The sequence below is a fragment of the Limnohabitans sp. genome (genome assembly GCF_046052765.1).
Taxonomy (GTDB): Bacteria; Pseudomonadota; Gammaproteobacteria; order Burkholderiales; family Burkholderiaceae_C; genus Limnohabitans.
This window is the reverse complement of sequence record NZ_JAVLFQ010000084.1, coordinates 24,955-41,185: the sequence shown is the minus strand read 5'-3', so window position 1 is coordinate 41,185 and position 16,231 is coordinate 24,955. Positions and strand designations below refer to the sequence as shown.

Sequence of the window (16,231 nt, the reverse complement as noted above, 5' to 3'; positions counted from 1 at the left end):
CAAAGGAAATTGGTATCTGACCCCAATTCCCGCATCTGACCCCAATTTCTCTGACCCCCATTCCCGCATCTGACCCCAATTTCTCGGGACCCAATTTTTTGAAAACCCATGGAAAACCCCGCCAATCAAGGCCATAATGCGGTTTTCCTTGCCCCAAACTCTGACGATTTTTTCTTTAAAGGATGTATATGACTGAATTTAAAAAGCGCACCTGGTTTCGTGCCGCTGCCATAGGCCTTGTCGCTGCTGCCGTCATGGTCGGCTGCGGTAAAAAGGAAGAACCCAAACCCGCACCTGCTGCAGAAGCTCCCAAGGCAGAGCCTTTGAAAATTGCTTTTGCCTACGTTGGACCAGTCGGCGACGGCGGTTGGACATTCGCACACGACAATGCCCGCAAAGCAGTCGAAGCCGAATTCGGCGACAAAATCAAAACTTCATTCACTGAAAACGTTTCTGAGTCTGCTGATGCCGAGCGTAATTTCCGCGACATGGTGTCTCAGGGCAATAAACTGATTTTCGGCACCACGTTTGGTTACATGGAACCCATGTTGAAAGTCGCGGCTGACAGCAAGGACGTCAAATTCGAACATGCTACCGGCTATAAACAAGCCGACAACATGCGCACCTATGACAGCCGCACCTACGAAGGCGCATACATGGCTGGCGTTATTGCTGGAAAAATGACCAAGTCCAATACTTTAGGCGTGGTGGCCTCCATTCCCATCCCTGAAGTTGTTCGCAACATCAATAGCTTCACTTTGGGTGCGCAATCGGTCAACCCCAAAGTCAAAACCAAGGTCGTTTGGGTCAATGAATGGTTCAACCCACCTAAAGAAACAGAAGCTGCCACATCGCTGATTAACAGCGGTGCTGACATTTTGTTCCAAAACACTGACTCTCCTGCCGTACTGAAAACCGCTGAAGCCAAAGGCAAACGTGCTTTTGGTTGGGACTCTGACATGACCGCTTACGGCCCCAAAGCACATTTGGCTTCAAGCGTGATTAACTGGGCGCCTTACTACATCATGGCTACCCGTGAAGCTTTAGAAGGCAAATGGGTCGGTGGCACTGGCGTGTGGTGGGGTGTGAAAGAAGGCGCAATCGACATCGTTTCTATCGCTGAAGACGTGCCTGCGGATACCAAAGCCAAAATTGATGAAATCAAGGCGGGTTTGAAAGATGGCAGTTTTGCCATTTGGAAAGGCCCCTTGGTTGATAACACCGGCAAAACATTGCTGAAAAAAGACGAAGTCGCTGACGACAAGTTTTTGAGTGGCGTGAACTTCTATGTCAAAGGTGTAGAGGGTAAAGTGCCTGGCAATAAATAATCTTTCTAAGCAATTATCAAAAAGGCTGCCTACGGGCAGCCTTTTTTGTTACATAATTTCTAAAATACTTAAAAATGAATCCCTTTGAAAAATATTCTGCTCTTGCGCCTTACTTTTGTATGGGAAATGATGGCGATTGCCTCTTGTGGCGTCTCTTATGCCCAGACAACGGCCCGTCCAGACCCTATGCTTACCCCTGGGGCAACCGACCCAAGCGTCACTCAAAATAACATTCAAGACACCGTTTGTGTTCGAGGGTATACCGATCAAGTCAGGCCGGACAAAAAATACACCAATCGACTCAAACATGAACAAATCCAACAATACAACTATGTCGATCGAGATCCGCGACATTACGAGTTAGATCATTTGATACCTCTCAATATTGGAGGCAGTCCATCTGATCCTAGAAACCTGTGGCCGCAAACTAGGCAGGGTGAATGGTCAGCAGAGAAAAAAAACGATCTGGAGTTCGTGGTCTACAAAATGGTTTGTCATGGTGAAATATCACTGCATGAAGCTCAGCAAAAAGTGGCGCATGATTGGATAGAGGCATATTTGAAGTGGGTGCCTTCTCATCAGCATCTGTTACCCCACAAAAGACGTACCCAAGATTGAAATTTGAACTCCACCTTGATGACCTGATTAACCTTATCCATGGCAAATATTGAATATTCATTTTGGCATCCTGCGTGTGACTCACGACAAGTACAGGAAGAACCTTTTGCGGCCGTGCTTTTAGAAATACCTTTGGTGTTTTGGCGTGACGAAGAAGGCATTGTCCATGGCTTGCACGATAAGTGTCCGCACCGAGGCGCACAGTTATCGCTTGGTCGCGTTTGCAATAGTCAGTTGCAATGCGCTTACCATGGTTGGAAATTCAATAACAAGGGAGACTGCACCCTGATTCCAGCCTTGCCGCAATTGACGCCCCAAAAAGCACACCAAGCAACACCTGTTGCTGTGCAAGAGCGAATGGGTTTGGTCTGGGTGTGTTTTGATACGCAGAATGCCTATAAAGCCAAATGGCCAGAGTTTGCCGCTGAGAACAATGCGAGTTTACGCAAATTCAACGCCGGTCCTTATGAAGTTGCTACCAGTGCGCCGAGAATTGTTGAAAATTTCTTAGATATGTCGCATTTCGGTTTTGTACATGACGGGTGGCTGGGAGACGCAGCGCGTTGCGAAATACCAGAGATAGAAGTCTATGAATCAGACAGCGGATTCAAAATCAGTAACGCCCAAGTGTGGCAACCCAATACAAGCGCCTTGTCGGTTGAACCAGGTATGGTGGCCTATGACTATGAAGTCATGCATCCTTTTTCTGCAGTGTTAACCAAGATACCCGATGCGCAAAGTGGTGTTCCCAAAGACTACGAGGAATCAATTATTTTATTGATTCAACCGCTGTTTCGCGGTCAATGCAGGGTCTGGTTTCGCATGGCTGTTGCTGATTTTGATGCCGAAATTGAAGATTTACTGTCATTCCAAAACAAAATATTTTCTCAAGATAAACCGGTTCTTGAGTCACAAATACCTGTTTTGCTGCCGGTGTACTCTGTAAGCGAGTCAAGTGTTGCCAGTGACAAGGCATCCGTTGCTTACCGCCGATTTTTAAAAAAAATAGCTGTCACTTTCGGAGTTTGTTGAATGAATCTAGAAGCCATTGGCGCTGAATCACTGCCGGCATTGTTATGTGCCATGCCAAAAACTGAATTGCATATTCATATTGAAGGTTCGCTGGAGCCTGAGTTGATATTTGCTTTGGCTAAAAGAAACAGCGTGCGTTTAAATTATGCGACTGTAGAAGAGTTGCGAGCTGCATATGCATTCACTGACTTGCAAAGTTTTCTGGACATTTACTATGCAGGCGCTAGCGTGCTTCAACAACCGCAAGATTTTTATGACATGGCATGGGCTTATTTCTTACGCGCTAAAGCAGACAATATTGTGCATGCAGAGATATTTTTTGATCCGCAAACACACACCGAACGCAAAGTCAGTATGCGAACTGTGATCACAGGTTTACATCAAGCCTGTGTGGATGCCAAAGAAAAATTGGGAATCTCGTCATCGTTGATACTGTGTTTTTTACGACATCTGAGTGAAGAGTCAGCATTTGAAACGCTGGAACAGGCCATACCTTTTAAAGACATGTTCATCGGTGTCGGTTTGGACTCCAGCGAACGAGGTCATCCGCCGGAAAAATTCGAACGTGTGTTCAAACTGGCACGCCAAATCGGGCTCAAGGCAGTGGCTCATGCGGGTGAGGAAGGTCCGCCAGCTTACATCTGGAGCGCTTTGGATGTGTTGCACGCCGAGCGAATTGACCATGGTATTCAAGCCATTCACGATGAAGCATTGATGAAGCGTTTGGCTGACGAGCGCATACCGCTGACGGTGTGTCCACTGTCTAACTTGAAGTTGTGCGTCTTCCCATCGTTGTCGCAGCACAACCTGGGTCAGATGCTTGAGAAAGGTTTGTGCGTCATGATCAACTCCGACGACCCCGCTTACTTCGGCGGTTACTTGAACGACAATTATCTGCAAACATTTACCGCCTTGAAATTGAATGCCACGCAGGCATACCAGTTGGCTTGCAACAGTTTCGAGGCCGCATTTGTATCTGATTCGCAGAGGACGGTATGGAGAGCTCAACTAGACGCTTGTTTTCAACAGTTCGGTGCTTCATCGACGTGAGTTTGATAGATGACAACGCTATCTGCGTTTAAGACATGTCTTCCTTAGATCCGGTGGCAGTGGCAGGCGCAGGCATAGGCGGATTGGCCGCTGCACTGGCGCTTGGCCGATCAGGCGCATCAGTGCATGTGTATGAAAAAGCCAGCGACTTTTCCGAAGCCGGCGCTGGCATAGGACTTGGGCCGAATGCTGTGCGGGTATTGCAACAATGGGGTGTCAACACGGCTTTGCAAGCGCAGGCTTGTACCCCTCAAGGATTGATCGCGAGGCGGGCAGACGATGGTCGAATTGCCGGTCAGTTACCCATGGGTCAATCGTTCATTGAAAAATACGGGGCACCCTATCTCACTGTTCTTCGCGCGGACTTGCACCGCACATTGCTAGATGCCGTCAAAAAACATGAGGCCATCACTTTGCATTTAAACCATGGTGTGTCGGGTATCAATCTGCATGCAAAAGGTTTGGAGTTAGAGTTTGATGGCATTCATCAAAGGCATCAGGCGCAGGCCTTGATAGGTGCCGATGGATTGCACAGCAATGTGCGTGCCCTCATGTTTGATCGTGATGGGCCTAGCGCCAGCGGTCATTGGGCTTACCGTGCTTTATTGCCTATGGCAGACGCACCCAAGTTCTTTCAACAAATGCATATTGGCATATGGATGGGTAAGCGCCTGCACGTGGTGCATTACCCTGTGCGAGGCGGAGATTTTTTAAATCTGGTGGTGTTGATTGAATCGAATGGTCCCGCCTCTCAGGCTGGATGGGATGTGTCCCGAAGTACAGAACAAATCACCGTAGATTTAAAGCAAGCCATGCATACCAGTTGCCATGCGTTAAACGAGTTGATTGATGCGGCGAAAGGATGGCGCGCCTGGTGTTTATTCGATCGGCCTCCCTTGTGGCATGCAGGCCAAATGGCCAAAGACAGGGTGGCATTGCTGGGGGATGCCGCACATCCTATGTTGCCTTACTTGGCGCAAGGGGCTGGTATGGCCATAGAGGATGCCGCTGCATTAGCCTCGTTTTGGCAGCGCACAGGCAAGACAGCGTCGGAAAATTTGCTTGACTATGCCAACGCTCGCTGGTCTCGCGTGTCACGTGTACAGCAACGCTCAAGGCGAAATGGCCGCATCTTTCATGCAGATGGTTTTTTACGGATGGCGCGTGACACCGCACTGAAGTGGCGTGGCGAGCAATTGATGGACTTGCCATGGTTGTATGCGGCCTGATACCCGTTGAAATCACTCAGACTCTGAGTCTGAATGATTTCATCTTATGAGGTCAGAGTTGACCCAGAAGAACAAATTCCATCAAAGCTTTTTGCACATGCAGGCGGTTTTCCGCTTCATCCCACACCACGGATTGCGGACCGTCAATCACCTCGGCCTGAACTTCCTCGCCCCTGTGAGCTGGCAGGCAATGCATGAACAAAGCATCCGGTTTAGCCGCGGACATCATGGCTGGATTGACACACCAGGCTTTGAAGGCTTTGCGTCGCGCTTCATTTTCGGCTTCATAGCCCATGCTGGTCCAGACATCGGTAGTCACCAAATCGGCCTCTTTGCAGGCTTGCATGGGGTCAGCAAAAACGTTGAAACAGTTTGGGTTGGATACCCCGGCTACTGACTGGTTGACTTCGTAACCCCCAGGGGTGCTGACATGAACCGTGAAGCCAAGCAGATCGGCAGCCTGAAGCCAAGTGTTGGCCATGTTGTTGCCGTCGCCTACCCAAGCCACTACCTTGCCTTGAAGACATGCCAAAGGATTTGACACATCACCTCGGTGTTCGATGAAGGTAAATAGATCAGCCAATATTTGGCAAGGGTGAAATTCGTTGGTCAAGCCATTGATAACGGGTACCCGAGAGTTGTTGGCAAAGCGTTCGATTTTGGTTTGTTCATAAGTGCGGATCATGACCAGATCGACCATGCGACTGATGACTTTGGCTGAATCTTCAATGGGTTCTGCTCGCCCGAGTTGGCTGTCACCGGTGGTCAGGTGAACCACAGCACCACCCATTTGGTACATGCCAGCTTCAAAGCTGATGCGTGTGCGGGTAGATGCTTTCTCAAAGATCATGGCCAAGGTTCTATCGGTCAGCGGTTGGTGTTTTTCATAGGATTTGAATTTATGTTTGATCAATGCCGAGCGGGTGAATAAATACGCATACTCGTCCGCAGTCAAATCGCTGAACTGTAAATAATGTTTCAGAGGCTGGCTCATGTCAGACCTTGGGATGGGTGTTTAAAAAGTTTTTCACCAGTGGAACCAACAGAGATACCACTTCATCGGCTTGCGCTTCATTCATGATGAGTGCAGGTAACAAGCGAATGACACTGTCGGCGGTTACGCTGAGTAACAGTCCTGCTTGCAATGCTTGTGCCATCAATGGACCGCAAGGGCGGTCTAATTCGATGCCTATCATCAAACCAATACCGCGTATTTCTTTGAAGCCAGCTACATGACCGAGTTCATTTCGCAAGGATTGCATCAGATGCGAGCCGACACGTGACGCATTTTCAAGCAAACCGTCTTCTTCCATGATGCGCAAGGTTTCCACGCCAGCACGCATCGCCAATGGGTTACCGCCAAAAGTGGTGCCGTGGTTACCGGGCTGAAAAATACCCGCTGCCTTGGGGCCGGCAACGACTGCGCCAATCGGTACGCCCGAACCCAAGCCTTTGGCCAGCGGCATCACATCTGCTTGAACGCCCGCCCATTGGTGTGCAAACCATTTTCCTGTGCGTCCGATACCGCACTGCACTTCGTCAATCATCAGCAGCCAGTCGCGTTCATCACACAATTGACGCACAGCCCGTAAATACTCTGTGCTCATGGGGTTGATGCCGCCTTCACCTTGGATGGTTTCAAAAAATACAGCTGCTACGTTGGGGTTGTTGGCTGTGGCATTTTCAATGGCAGTGATGTCGTTCATCGGCACGCGAATAAAGCCCTCGACCAGAGGACCAAATCCTTGTTGGATTTTTTCATTACCCGTGGCACTGAGCGTCGCAATACTGCGTCCGTGGAAAGCTTTTTCGTAGACAACGATGGCTGGCTTTTCTATGCCTTTGCTGTGGCCGAACTTGCGAGCCATCTTCAATGCGGCTTCGTTGGCTTCTAGCCCTGAATTACAGAAAAAAACATTGGTCATGCCTGATAACTCGACCAGTTTGTCAGCCAACTGTTGCTGCAACGGGATGTGATAGTAGTTGCAGCTGTGCATGATTTTGCTGACCTGGTCTTGCAAGGCGGGAACCAGGCGCGGGTGATTGTGTCCCAGTGTGTTGACAGCAATCCCGGCGAGCGCGTCGAGGTAACGTTTGCCTGCTGTGTCCCATACGTAGACACCTTGACCATGGGATACCGTCATTGGCAGACGGCCATAGGTATTCATCAGATGCGAAGCGGGATCGGCTGTGGACATGGGGGCCTCGGTATGTGTCAGAAAATAAATCGGCTCTGAAGCCATGAAGGCTTGGAGCCGGGATGGGCAATTCTAGGCGGCATTGGTTGTCAGAAGTTTGAAATAACTGGCACCTAGAATGTGACTGGTGCAAAGTTATATTTCAAAAGAAGTGGTGATTCTTGGTGTCACCAAGTCAGGTCAAACATTTCGCCCCAGTGACTGGGCAGAACGCTTAGCCGGAGTCATCAGCAGTATCCGCCCTGAACCCGCCATGCCCGGTGACCATTTCAGTTACTCGCCTTGGTGCGTTCCCAACATGTGCCAAGGCCAAAAATGCGTGATTGTGCATACGGATATTCGCATGGCCAACGTCATGGCTTGGGATTTTTTAATGGGTTTTGCCAGAGACAATGATTTGCAAGTTTTAGATAACCAAGAATGACCACGCATAAAAAAACCGCCCCTGGGGGCGGTTTTCCACTTTTTTTGCCAACAGCGCACCGGTTTCAAATGGCGGTCTGCTTGCGGCAGACCGGGCTGGGTGCCTGACTAATCAGGCAGCGAGTGCCAAGTGTTTCACCTTGGCGGCCAGGCGGCTCTTGTCACGAGCTGCCTTGTTTTTGTGAAAGATTCTCTTGTCAGCGATGATGTCCACCACGGATTGCATCTTGCCGAAGAGTTCAGCGGCTTTGACTTTATCGCCGGCTTGAACTGCTTTTTCAACATTCTTCACCGCTGTGCGGTATTTGGAGCGCAACGAGCTATTGGCTTCGTTGAGTTTCACGTCCTGACGGGCGCGTTTGCGGCCTGATGCCAGGCGCGGGTTTTTTTTCTTGGGTTTGGCTGAAGCCATGGTTTTTCCTTTGTGTGTCTGAGGATGTTGTTGGCAAAGCCGGACATTGTAGCAAATAGACCCGTTACGTTGTCACGAACCGAAGCTACACTGCGGCGGATGAGCTTGTTCAAGTCCGCCTCAACCGTTTCTTTATTCACTTTGGTATCCCGTGTCACCGGTTTCGCCCGGGAAACGCTGATTGCCACGGTATTTGGAGCCAGCGCGTTGACTGATGCATTCAATGTGGCTTTTCGCATCCCGAATCTGTTTCGTCGCCTGTTCGCAGAGGGCGCGTTCAGTCAGGCTTTTGTGCCGGTGCTGGCCGCCACCCGAGCAGAAAAAGGGGATGACGCCACCCGTTTATTGATAGATAAAGTGGCCACTTTACTGGCCTGGGCCGTCATGCTCACGAGTTTGCTTGGCGTTTTAGGCGCCCCTTGGCTTGTTTGGGCCATGGCCAGTGGCTTGAAGCAGTCAGCCCAAGGCTTGCAAACCGCGGTCAACCTCACTGGCATCATGTTTCCCTACATCGCCTTCATGTCCTTGGTGGCCTTGTCGGCAGGTATTTTGAATACTTGGCGGCGCTTTGCTGTCCCTGCGGCTACACCCGTCCTGTTGAATGTTTGCATGATTGCCAGCGCTTGGTTGGGTGCGCCTTGGCTGCGCTCACAGGGTATTGAGCCCATTTACAGCCTGGCTGCCGGTGTGATGCTGGGGGGCGTATTGCAACTGGCGGTGCAAATTCCCGCTTTATTGAAATTGGGCTTATTGCCTCAGATAAGCGTGTCGCCGACAAAGATCAAGGCCGCGTGGCGCGACCATAGTACCCGCCAAATCCTCACCATGATGGGACCAGCTTTGCTTGGGGTCGGTGTGGCCCAGTTGTCACTTGTGATCAACACACAAATCGCCTCTCACTTGACCCCAGGCAGTGTCAGTTGGATCAGCTATGCCGATCGCTTGATGGAGTTTCCGATTGCGCTGCTTGGCGTGGCTCTGGGTGTGGTGCTGATGCCGCAACTTGCTGCGGCCAAAGCCGAGGCGGACCGCGAACGCTACAGCGCCATGTTGGACTGGGGTTTGCGTCTTGTGTTGGTGTTGGCGCTGCCTTGTGCCGTGGCCTTGCTGGTGTTTTCCCAACCGCTGGTAGCGGTGCTCTACCACTATGGCGCATTTTCAAGCCACGATGTGCAGCAGACCAGTCTTGCGTTGACAGGTTACGGTGTGGGTTTGTGGGGACTGGTCGCTATCAAAGTGCTGGCCTCAGGGTTTTACGCTAACCAAAATACCCGTACACCGGTGCAAATTGCTGTGGTCGTCGTGGTGTTTACCCAACTGATGAATTGGTTATTGGTGCCTTACTTGGCACATGCTGCCTTGACTTTGTCCATTGCGCTGGGCGCATTGGTTAACGCCTTGAGCCTGCTGGTCGGATTACGCAGGCAGGGGCAGTTCATGCCCTTACCCGGTTGGCCACGCTTGTGTCTTCAGGTGCTGCTGGCTTGCGCTTTGATGGCTGGCGGCTTAGGGTGGGCGGCTCAGAACTGGGATTGGACTGGTTTGCAGTCATTGGCTTGGCAACGCGCAGGCTTGATGTTTTTGGTGCTGGTTGCGTCCAGTGTGGTGTATTTCGCGACGCTTAGGGTTATTGGTGTCGATCTGCGTGCACTTTTGCGTCGCTGAAGGCATGATTGACACATGGACTACAAGTTGCAACTCCCCTCAGCCTTGGATTACTTCACCTCACTGGTTCAAAGCGATGACGATTTCCCGCTGCTGGAAACCGCTGTCAGCTTGGCACAGGATGAGTTTCCAAAAATGGACATTCAACAGGTATTGGATGAGGTAGATGTGTTAGCCGCACGCCTCAAGCGTCGGGTGATGCCCAACGCGGATGCGTTAGACAAACTGCGCGAGCTAAATAGTTTCTTTTTTGATGACATGCGGTTCGCGGGCAACGTTAACCACTATGACGATCCGCACAACAGTTTTATCAATGTGGTGCTGAGTAAGCGTTTGGGTATACCCATCAGTTTGGCAGTTCTTTGGTTAGAACTGGGCCTAAGTCTGGGACTCAAAGTCCATGGCGTGAGTTTTCCGGGCCATTTTCTGGTCAAGCTGGATTTGGTATACCCGCATGAAGGCCATGTGGTGATTGACCCGTTCACCGGTGAATCGCTGAGCCGTGAAGACTTGGCAGAACGATTGATTCCGTGGTTGCCGGGTGCCAAACTGGGTAAGCCGCAAGCCATTTCTGATGACGCGTTGGCCTTTCATTTGGAACCTGCCGCGCCGCGTCAAATCATTGCACGCATGTTGCGCAACTTGCACGAGATTTACCGCCGCCAAGACGATCAGGAACGGTTAACCAAAGTCAGGGCAAGGTTGGCTGTACTCTTGCCTGAAAATTAACAGCGCTCTGTGGAGGCTACCCATAGCGCCGAACCTGATCAATCAAAGGCGGTATTTGTTGGGTATGAAAATCAATCAATAAGCACTGCGGCCTCGTTGCCCTTTTCAGCAATCACGCCAATTTTGTAAACCTGCTCTCCTGATGCAGCCAGCGTCTGCAGGCAGACATCGGCCTGTTCAGCGGCAATCACCACCACCATACCGATGCCGTTGTTGAAGGTGCGGCACATCTCGGCCTCGTCGATACCTGCGGTTTGCTGCAGCCATGTAAAGAGTTCGGTGCGCGGCCAGCTTTCACGTACCAAATGCGCGGCGCACGCATCAGGCAACACGCGGGGAATGTTTTCGGTCAAGCCACCGCCCGTGATGTGGGCCAAGGCCTTGATCGGATGGGCTTTCAAAGCCGTCAACACGCTTTTGACATACAAGCGGGTAGGGGCCATCAGGGCTTGTTTGAAGGGCTGGCCATCGAGGGTGGTGGGTAAATGTCCGGCCGCGCGTTCAATGCATTTACGCACCAAACTAAAACCATTTGAATGCACGCCGCTGGATGCCAAACCCAGCACCACATCGCCGGGGCTGACGTTTTTGCCGGTGAGTATGAGCGACTTCTCCACCACGCCTACGGCAAAACCCGCCAGATCGTATTCACCAGCGGGGTACATGCCCGGCATCTCGGCGGTTTCACCGCCAATCAAGGCACAACCCGACATTTCACAGCCTTTGGCAATGCCGCCCACCACAGCCGCTGCCGTTTCTACATCCAGCTTGCCGCAAGCGAAATAGTCAAGGAAAAACAGCGGTTCTGCGCCTTGCACCAGTACATCATTGACACTCATCGCAACCAAGTCGATGCCAACGGTGTCATGCATATGCCATTCGAACGCCAATTTGAGTTTGGTGCCCACGCCATCGGTGCCGCTGACCAGTACCGGTTCCTTGTAGTTTTTCGGTACCTCGAACAAAGCTCCGAAACCGCCTATGCCTGCCAAAACGCCATCGCGCATGGTTTTTTTGGCCAGCGGTTTGATGCGTTCAACCAGCGCGTCGCCTGCGTCGATGTCGACGCCTGCATCTTTATAAGAAAGTGGTGTGTTCATAAGCGAAGGGCGCTGCATTCTCGCCCGAGGGTAGGATCGATAGAATCAGAGCATTCTAAATGCGGGTAACGCTTGACCTGATGTCCACTTCTCCCGACTACCGTTTTTACGCTACATGGCTGTTTATCAGCAGTCTGCTGGCTGGCTTGCTGTGGTGGCTGACGCCGGTGCTCACTCCCTTTCTGATCGCAGCCGTCATCGCTTATGTGTTGTCGCCGGTGGTGCGGCGCATACAGAGTTTGGCAGGAAACAGTGTGCCCAAATTTGTGATTGTCCTGTTGAGCGAATCGGTTTTTTTATGTTTGTTGGTGGCGTTGGTAGGTTTAGTTCTTCCAGTGTTGTTCAAAGAAGCGGGAAGGCTTCAAACCCAGTTGCCCGGTTTGCTGGCGCAATTGCAAACCGCTCTCACACCGTTGTTGCAAAACTTGGGTATCGAATTACAACTCGACCCGCAGGGCATCAAAGAATTTATCTCTACTCAGGCGCAGTCCTTGTTACACAACAGCATGGACTCGGTGATGTCCTCATTGCGTATCGGTGGCAGTGTGGCGCTGGCAGTGATTGGCAATCTCATCCTGGTGCCGGTGGCGCTGTTTTATATGTTGATGGACGGGCACCATATGTTGACGCAATTGCGCGAATGGTTGCCGCGCAAAGCCGAGCCTTCTGTGATTGATTTTGTGGCTGAGGCCGATGCGGTGCTGGGCGAATATGTGCGCGGACAGTTGCTGGTGATGTTGAGCTTGTCTGTGTATTACGTTGCTGGTTTGTCGCTCTTCGGTTTGTCCGTGGCTTGGCCTATTGGTATTTTGACGGGCATGGCGGTATTCGTGCCCTATGTCGGTTTTGGCGTGGGCTTGCTGCTGGCGGCCTTGTCCGGATTCCTTGAGTTGGCGCCACTGCAAGCGACGGTGATGCTGGCTGTTGTGTTTGGGCTAGGACAGTTGCTAGAAGGTTTTGTACTGACCCCGCGGCTGGTGGGTGAACGCATCGGTTTGCACCCGCTTGCCGTGATTTTTGCGTTGCTGGCTTTTGGTCAATTGCTTGGCTTTGTCGGTGTTTTGATGGCCCTGCCAGCCAGTGCGGTGTTGTTGGTTGCTCTGCGTCGTCTGCGTCAACGTTATGTCGGCAGCCGTTTGTATGCGGACTAACGCTGAATGAAACAAATCGCATTGGACATCGGCGTGTCAGTGGGACCGAGTCTGGGAAATTTCCATCCTGGCCATAACACCGCAGCGTTAGCGCATTTGGAATTGTGGATGGCAGGTCACATTCGCTCGCCGGTACCCACGTATTTATGGGGGCACAACGGCAGCGGTAAGACCCATTTGCTCAAGGCAGTGGCCGATCACATCAGAAACCAGGGCGCATTGGTAGGGTGGATGGACAAGTCATCGGTGCAGCCCGCTGAATTCGACCCGGCTTGGGAGGTGTTGTTACTCGACGATGTGCAGTCTTACAGCGCAGTCCAACAGCACATGGCATTCAACTGGTTTGTCAACTCAGCCACCCCTGGTGCAGTTCGTCAACCTTGGGTGCTGGCAGCAGGTAACGTGCCGCCGCAGGACCTACCTCTGCGAGAAGATTTGCGCACCCGGCTCGGCTGGGGTCATGTGTTTCATTTGCAATTGCTCGATGATGCGCAGCGGCGCGAGGTATTGACCAGACATGCACAGGCGCTGGGTATGCATATTGGAGATGACTTACTGGATTATTTGCTCAGCCGTTTCAGCCGTGATTTGGGGCACTTGATCGCCTTGCTTGAACAACTCGACAACTACGCGCTGCAAACCCAGCGTCCCTTGACCATTCCTTTATTGAGAGCCATGCTGGATGAATTCTGAACCCCCATTGAAATTGGCTTTATTTGACTTAGACCAAACGTTACTGCCATTGGACTCTGACCAGTCTTGGGGCGAGTTCACCTTGGGACTGGGTTGGGTAGACGAGGCCAGTTTTCGTCAAAGAAACAATGCGTTTTATGCCGATTACAACGCCGGTTGCTTGGACATACATGCGTATGTGCGCTTTGCCACGCAAAGCATTCGCGAGCGTGGCATGGAGGAGGTCCAGGCGGCGCACCGGTTATTTATTCAACAGGTCATTCAACCCGCTATTCATCAGTCCGCACTGTCTCTGGTGGAGCAGCACCGCTCAATGGGTGAAACTTTGGTCATGGTGACTGCTACCAACGAATTTGTGACCGGACCGATCGCCAAGGCTTTTGGCATGGATGTGTTGCTGGCGGTTGAATTGGAGCGAGACGCCAGCGGTCATTTCACTGGCGAAATTGCCGGTGTGCCCACCTTGCGCGAAGGCAAAGTCACGCGCGTCACCCAGTGGTTGGCAGAACAAGGCCTGGATTGGACGCAGGTTCAAGCCACTTTCTACAGTGACTCAACCAACGATTTGCCGTTGTTGGAAAAAGTGCAAAACCCGGTGGTGACCAATCCGGGCCAAGCCTTGCGGCAGATTGCCAAAGAACGGGCATGGCGTATCCTCGACCTTTTCGAGAACCCATGATCAAAAAAATAATCCAAAACCTGTTTGGTAAATCGAGTCACGCCAGCACTGCGCGTTTCGGTAAGCGTCGGGTGATACCTGCAACTACGCACGGCATAGACCCCGAGTTGGTGGACGAGCGTGCTTGGAACGTCGTGCGCACCTTACAGGAACGTGGTTTTCAAGCATTTATTGTGGGCGGCGCGGTGCGCGATTTGTTGGTCGGATTAAAGCCAAAGGATTTTGATGTGGCCACCGATGCGACACCAGAGGAAGTCAAAGCTTGTTTTCGGCGCGCTTTCATCATCGGCAGACGTTTTCGTATCGTGCATGTGGTTTACGGTCGAGGCCGAGACCATGAGGTCATTGAAGTGTCTACTTTCCGCGCTCATTTGGACAGCAACGATGCCGAGCAAGTCAGTGGCAACGAGCGCACCAGCAAAAAAGCCTTGTCCAATATGACACATGCAGTGGACGCCAGTGGGCGAGTGTTGCGTGACAACGTTTGGGGCCCGCAAGACGAAGACGCTACACGGCGCGACTTCACCGTCAACGCCATGTATTACGACCCAAGCGTGGAAGAGGTGATTGATTACCACCATGGCTTTGAAGATGCTGCCAAACGCGTCATACGCATGATCGGCGAGCCGGCGGCTCGCTACCGCGAGGACCCAGTGCGCATTATTCGGGCGGTACGTTTTTCCGCAAAGCTCAGTGCCTTAGGTTTCAAGCTTGAACCGCGCACCGCCAAGCCTTTGAAATCGATGAAAGAGTTGCTGGTAGATGTGCCGCAAAGTCGTTTGTTCGATGAAATGCTCAAACTGCTGCAAACCGGACACGCCATCGCCAGCATCGAACAATTGAAACATCTAGGATTGGCCAAAGGTATTTACCCGCTGCTTGATGTAGTGGTAGAAAGAGCCGACTCTCCATTTGTACTTGCGGCTTTGCAAGATACCGATAGACGCGTGGGTGAAGGTAAGCCTGTGGCACCAAGCTTTCTTCTGGCCTGCGTATTGTGGGCAGATGTGCGCGAAGGCTGGCAGGCGCGTACAGGTCAAATGGCGGTGTTCCCAGCATTGCAAGAAGCCATAGAAGAAGTGTTCAATGCTCGTATCGGTGATGTATCGGGACGCGGCAAATTGGCCGGTGACATGCGCGAAATTTGGACCATGCAGCCGCGCTTTGAAAAGCGCAGCGGCAGTGCGCCTTTTGGCTTGGTGGAGCAAGCGCGTTTTCGTGCGGGTTTTGATTTCATGTGTCTGCGTGCCGAGGTTGGCGAAGTCGATGTGGAATTGGCCGACTGGTGGGAGGATTTCAGCTTGGCAGATGACGACAGCCGTTTTGCATTGCTGCAATCCGTCAAACCTGCTGCGCGTGCGGTTCGGGCAGAAGGTGAAGTTCGTAAACGACCGCGCCGCCGTCGCAAGCCTGCCGCAGCCAAACCCGATGCCGGTGGTTGCGCCGATGCATGACCCGGTCAGCGCTTATGTCGCTGTCGGTGCCAATCTGGGCGACGCTTTGGCCGCAGTCATCCAAGCGATCGAAAGCCTGAATCATCTGCCTTTGACAGAAGTTGTTGCCAGTTCCGCGTTGTACCAAAGCGAGCCTTATCAAGCGGAGGGCCCACCCTTCATCAATGCGGTTGCAAGTATTCGTACGCGGCTGACAGCGCCGGAATTGTTGAACGAATTGCAATCTATGGAGGAGCAAGCTGGGCGAGTACGCAGTCGCCAGAATGCCCCCCGACAGTTGGACTTGGATATTTTGTTTTATGGCGACGCGACTGTTTTCAGCCACCGCCTGATGCTCCCTCACCCCCGCTGGATGGATCGGGCTTTTGTGTTGTGGCCATTGCAGGAATTGGCGCCCCACAAAGTCATACCAGTCATGCTACATGCCGTTGCTGATCAGGTGATTCACAAACTGCCTTGATTGCTGGGTA

At 51.8% G+C, this 16,231-nt stretch carries 17 protein-coding genes; 13 read left to right on the top strand and 4 right to left on the bottom strand.

What is annotated here, in order from left to right:
- Positions 1–188: 188 nt before the first annotated feature.
- The 5 genes from AC9UG7_RS12250 (at position 189) to AC9UG7_RS12230 (ending at position 5,257) form a co-directional block, all read left to right on the top strand.
- Positions 189–1,328: a BMP family ABC transporter substrate-binding protein gene (locus AC9UG7_RS12250; RefSeq protein WP_509588224.1), complete on the top strand. Its 1,140-nt coding sequence runs from the start codon at positions 189–191 to the stop codon at positions 1,326–1,328.
- 84 nt (positions 1,329–1,412) lie between these two features.
- On the top strand, positions 1,413–1,946 hold the full coding sequence (locus AC9UG7_RS12245) for a hypothetical protein (protein WP_509588222.1): 534 nt from the start codon (positions 1,413–1,415) through the stop codon (positions 1,944–1,946).
- Positions 1,947–1,985: 39 nt separating this feature from the next.
- Complete coding sequence (locus AC9UG7_RS12240) at positions 1,986–2,978, top strand: Rieske 2Fe-2S domain-containing protein (protein ID WP_509588219.1); 993 nt, start codon at positions 1,986–1,988, stop codon at positions 2,976–2,978.
- The gene (locus AC9UG7_RS12235; RefSeq protein WP_509588216.1) at positions 2,979–4,028 is read left to right on the top strand and encodes an adenosine deaminase; all 1,050 of its coding nucleotides are present in this window, start codon (positions 2,979–2,981) and stop codon (positions 4,026–4,028) included.
- 35 nt (positions 4,029–4,063) lie between these two features.
- Positions 4,064–5,257, top strand: coding sequence for an FAD-dependent monooxygenase (locus tag AC9UG7_RS12230; protein ID WP_509588214.1), 1,194 nt, complete (start codon positions 4,064–4,066; stop codon positions 5,255–5,257).
- 52 nt (positions 5,258–5,309) lie between these two features.
- Here the strand turns inward: AC9UG7_RS12230 and argF are convergent, their stop codons facing one another.
- Both argF and AC9UG7_RS12220 read right to left on the bottom strand, forming a co-directional pair.
- On the bottom strand, positions 5,310–6,251 hold the full coding sequence (gene argF, locus AC9UG7_RS12225) for an ornithine carbamoyltransferase (protein WP_509588212.1): 942 nt from the start codon (positions 6,249–6,251) through the stop codon (positions 5,310–5,312).
- Position 6,252: 1 nt separating this feature from the next.
- Positions 6,253–7,455, bottom strand: coding sequence for an aspartate aminotransferase family protein (locus AC9UG7_RS12220; protein WP_509588210.1), 1,203 nt, complete (start codon positions 7,453–7,455; stop codon positions 6,253–6,255).
- A gap of 127 nt (positions 7,456–7,582) precedes the next feature.
- On the opposite strand from AC9UG7_RS12220, the gene AC9UG7_RS12215 reads away from it, so the two are divergent.
- Positions 7,583–7,879: a DUF3579 domain-containing protein gene (locus AC9UG7_RS12215; RefSeq protein ID WP_509588208.1), complete on the top strand. Its 297-nt coding sequence runs from the start codon at positions 7,583–7,585 to the stop codon at positions 7,877–7,879.
- Between the two features lie 111 nt (positions 7,880–7,990).
- On the opposite strand, the gene rpsT is transcribed toward AC9UG7_RS12215, so the two are convergent.
- On the bottom strand, positions 7,991–8,290 hold the full coding sequence (gene rpsT, locus AC9UG7_RS12210; RefSeq protein WP_509579695.1) for a 30S ribosomal protein S20: 300 nt from the start codon (positions 8,288–8,290) through the stop codon (positions 7,991–7,993).
- 99 nt (positions 8,291–8,389) lie between these two features.
- Here rpsT and murJ point away from each other — a divergent pair, with 99 nt between their 5' ends.
- A complete protein-coding gene (gene murJ / locus AC9UG7_RS12205) occupies positions 8,390–9,955 on the top strand; it encodes a murein biosynthesis integral membrane protein MurJ (RefSeq protein ID WP_509588206.1) in 1,566 nt (521 codons plus the stop codon).
- Between the two features lie 15 nt (positions 9,956–9,970).
- Complete coding sequence (locus AC9UG7_RS12200; RefSeq protein ID WP_509588204.1) at positions 9,971–10,684, top strand: SirB1 family protein; 714 nt, start codon at positions 9,971–9,973, stop codon at positions 10,682–10,684.
- 71 nt (positions 10,685–10,755) lie between these two features.
- On the opposite strand, the gene purM is transcribed toward AC9UG7_RS12200, so the two are convergent.
- Positions 10,756–11,784: a phosphoribosylformylglycinamidine cyclo-ligase gene (gene purM / locus AC9UG7_RS12195; RefSeq protein ID WP_509588202.1), complete on the bottom strand. Its 1,029-nt coding sequence runs from the start codon at positions 11,782–11,784 to the stop codon at positions 10,756–10,758.
- Between the two features lie 80 nt (positions 11,785–11,864).
- Here purM and AC9UG7_RS12190 point away from each other — a divergent pair, with 80 nt between their 5' ends.
- The 5 genes from AC9UG7_RS12190 to folK are packed head-to-tail and all read left to right on the top strand — an operon-like array spanning position 11,865 to position 16,221.
- A complete protein-coding gene (locus tag AC9UG7_RS12190; RefSeq protein WP_509588199.1) occupies positions 11,865–12,935 on the top strand; it encodes an AI-2E family transporter in 1,071 nt (356 codons plus the stop codon).
- 6 nt (positions 12,936–12,941) lie between these two features.
- Positions 12,942–13,628 carry a DnaA regulatory inactivator Hda gene (gene hda / locus AC9UG7_RS12185; protein WP_509588197.1) on the top strand — a complete coding sequence of 229 codons (687 nt, stop codon included), beginning with the start codon at positions 12,942–12,944 and terminating at the stop codon, positions 13,626–13,628.
- Positions 13,618–14,307: a histidinol-phosphatase gene (locus tag AC9UG7_RS12180; RefSeq protein ID WP_509588194.1), complete on the top strand. Its 690-nt coding sequence runs from the start codon at positions 13,618–13,620 to the stop codon at positions 14,305–14,307. Before hda ends, AC9UG7_RS12180 begins: the two co-directional genes overlap by 11 nt.
- Positions 14,304–15,761 carry a polynucleotide adenylyltransferase PcnB gene (pcnB, locus tag AC9UG7_RS12175; protein WP_509588192.1) on the top strand — a complete coding sequence of 486 codons (1,458 nt, stop codon included), beginning with the start codon at positions 14,304–14,306 and terminating at the stop codon, positions 15,759–15,761. The genes AC9UG7_RS12180 and pcnB overlap by 4 nt, the downstream gene beginning before the upstream one ends.
- Complete coding sequence (folK, locus tag AC9UG7_RS12170; protein ID WP_509588190.1) at positions 15,754–16,221, top strand: 2-amino-4-hydroxy-6-hydroxymethyldihydropteridine diphosphokinase; 468 nt, start codon at positions 15,754–15,756, stop codon at positions 16,219–16,221. The genes pcnB and folK overlap by 8 nt, the downstream gene beginning before the upstream one ends.
- The last annotated feature ends 10 nt before the right edge of the window (positions 16,222–16,231 follow it).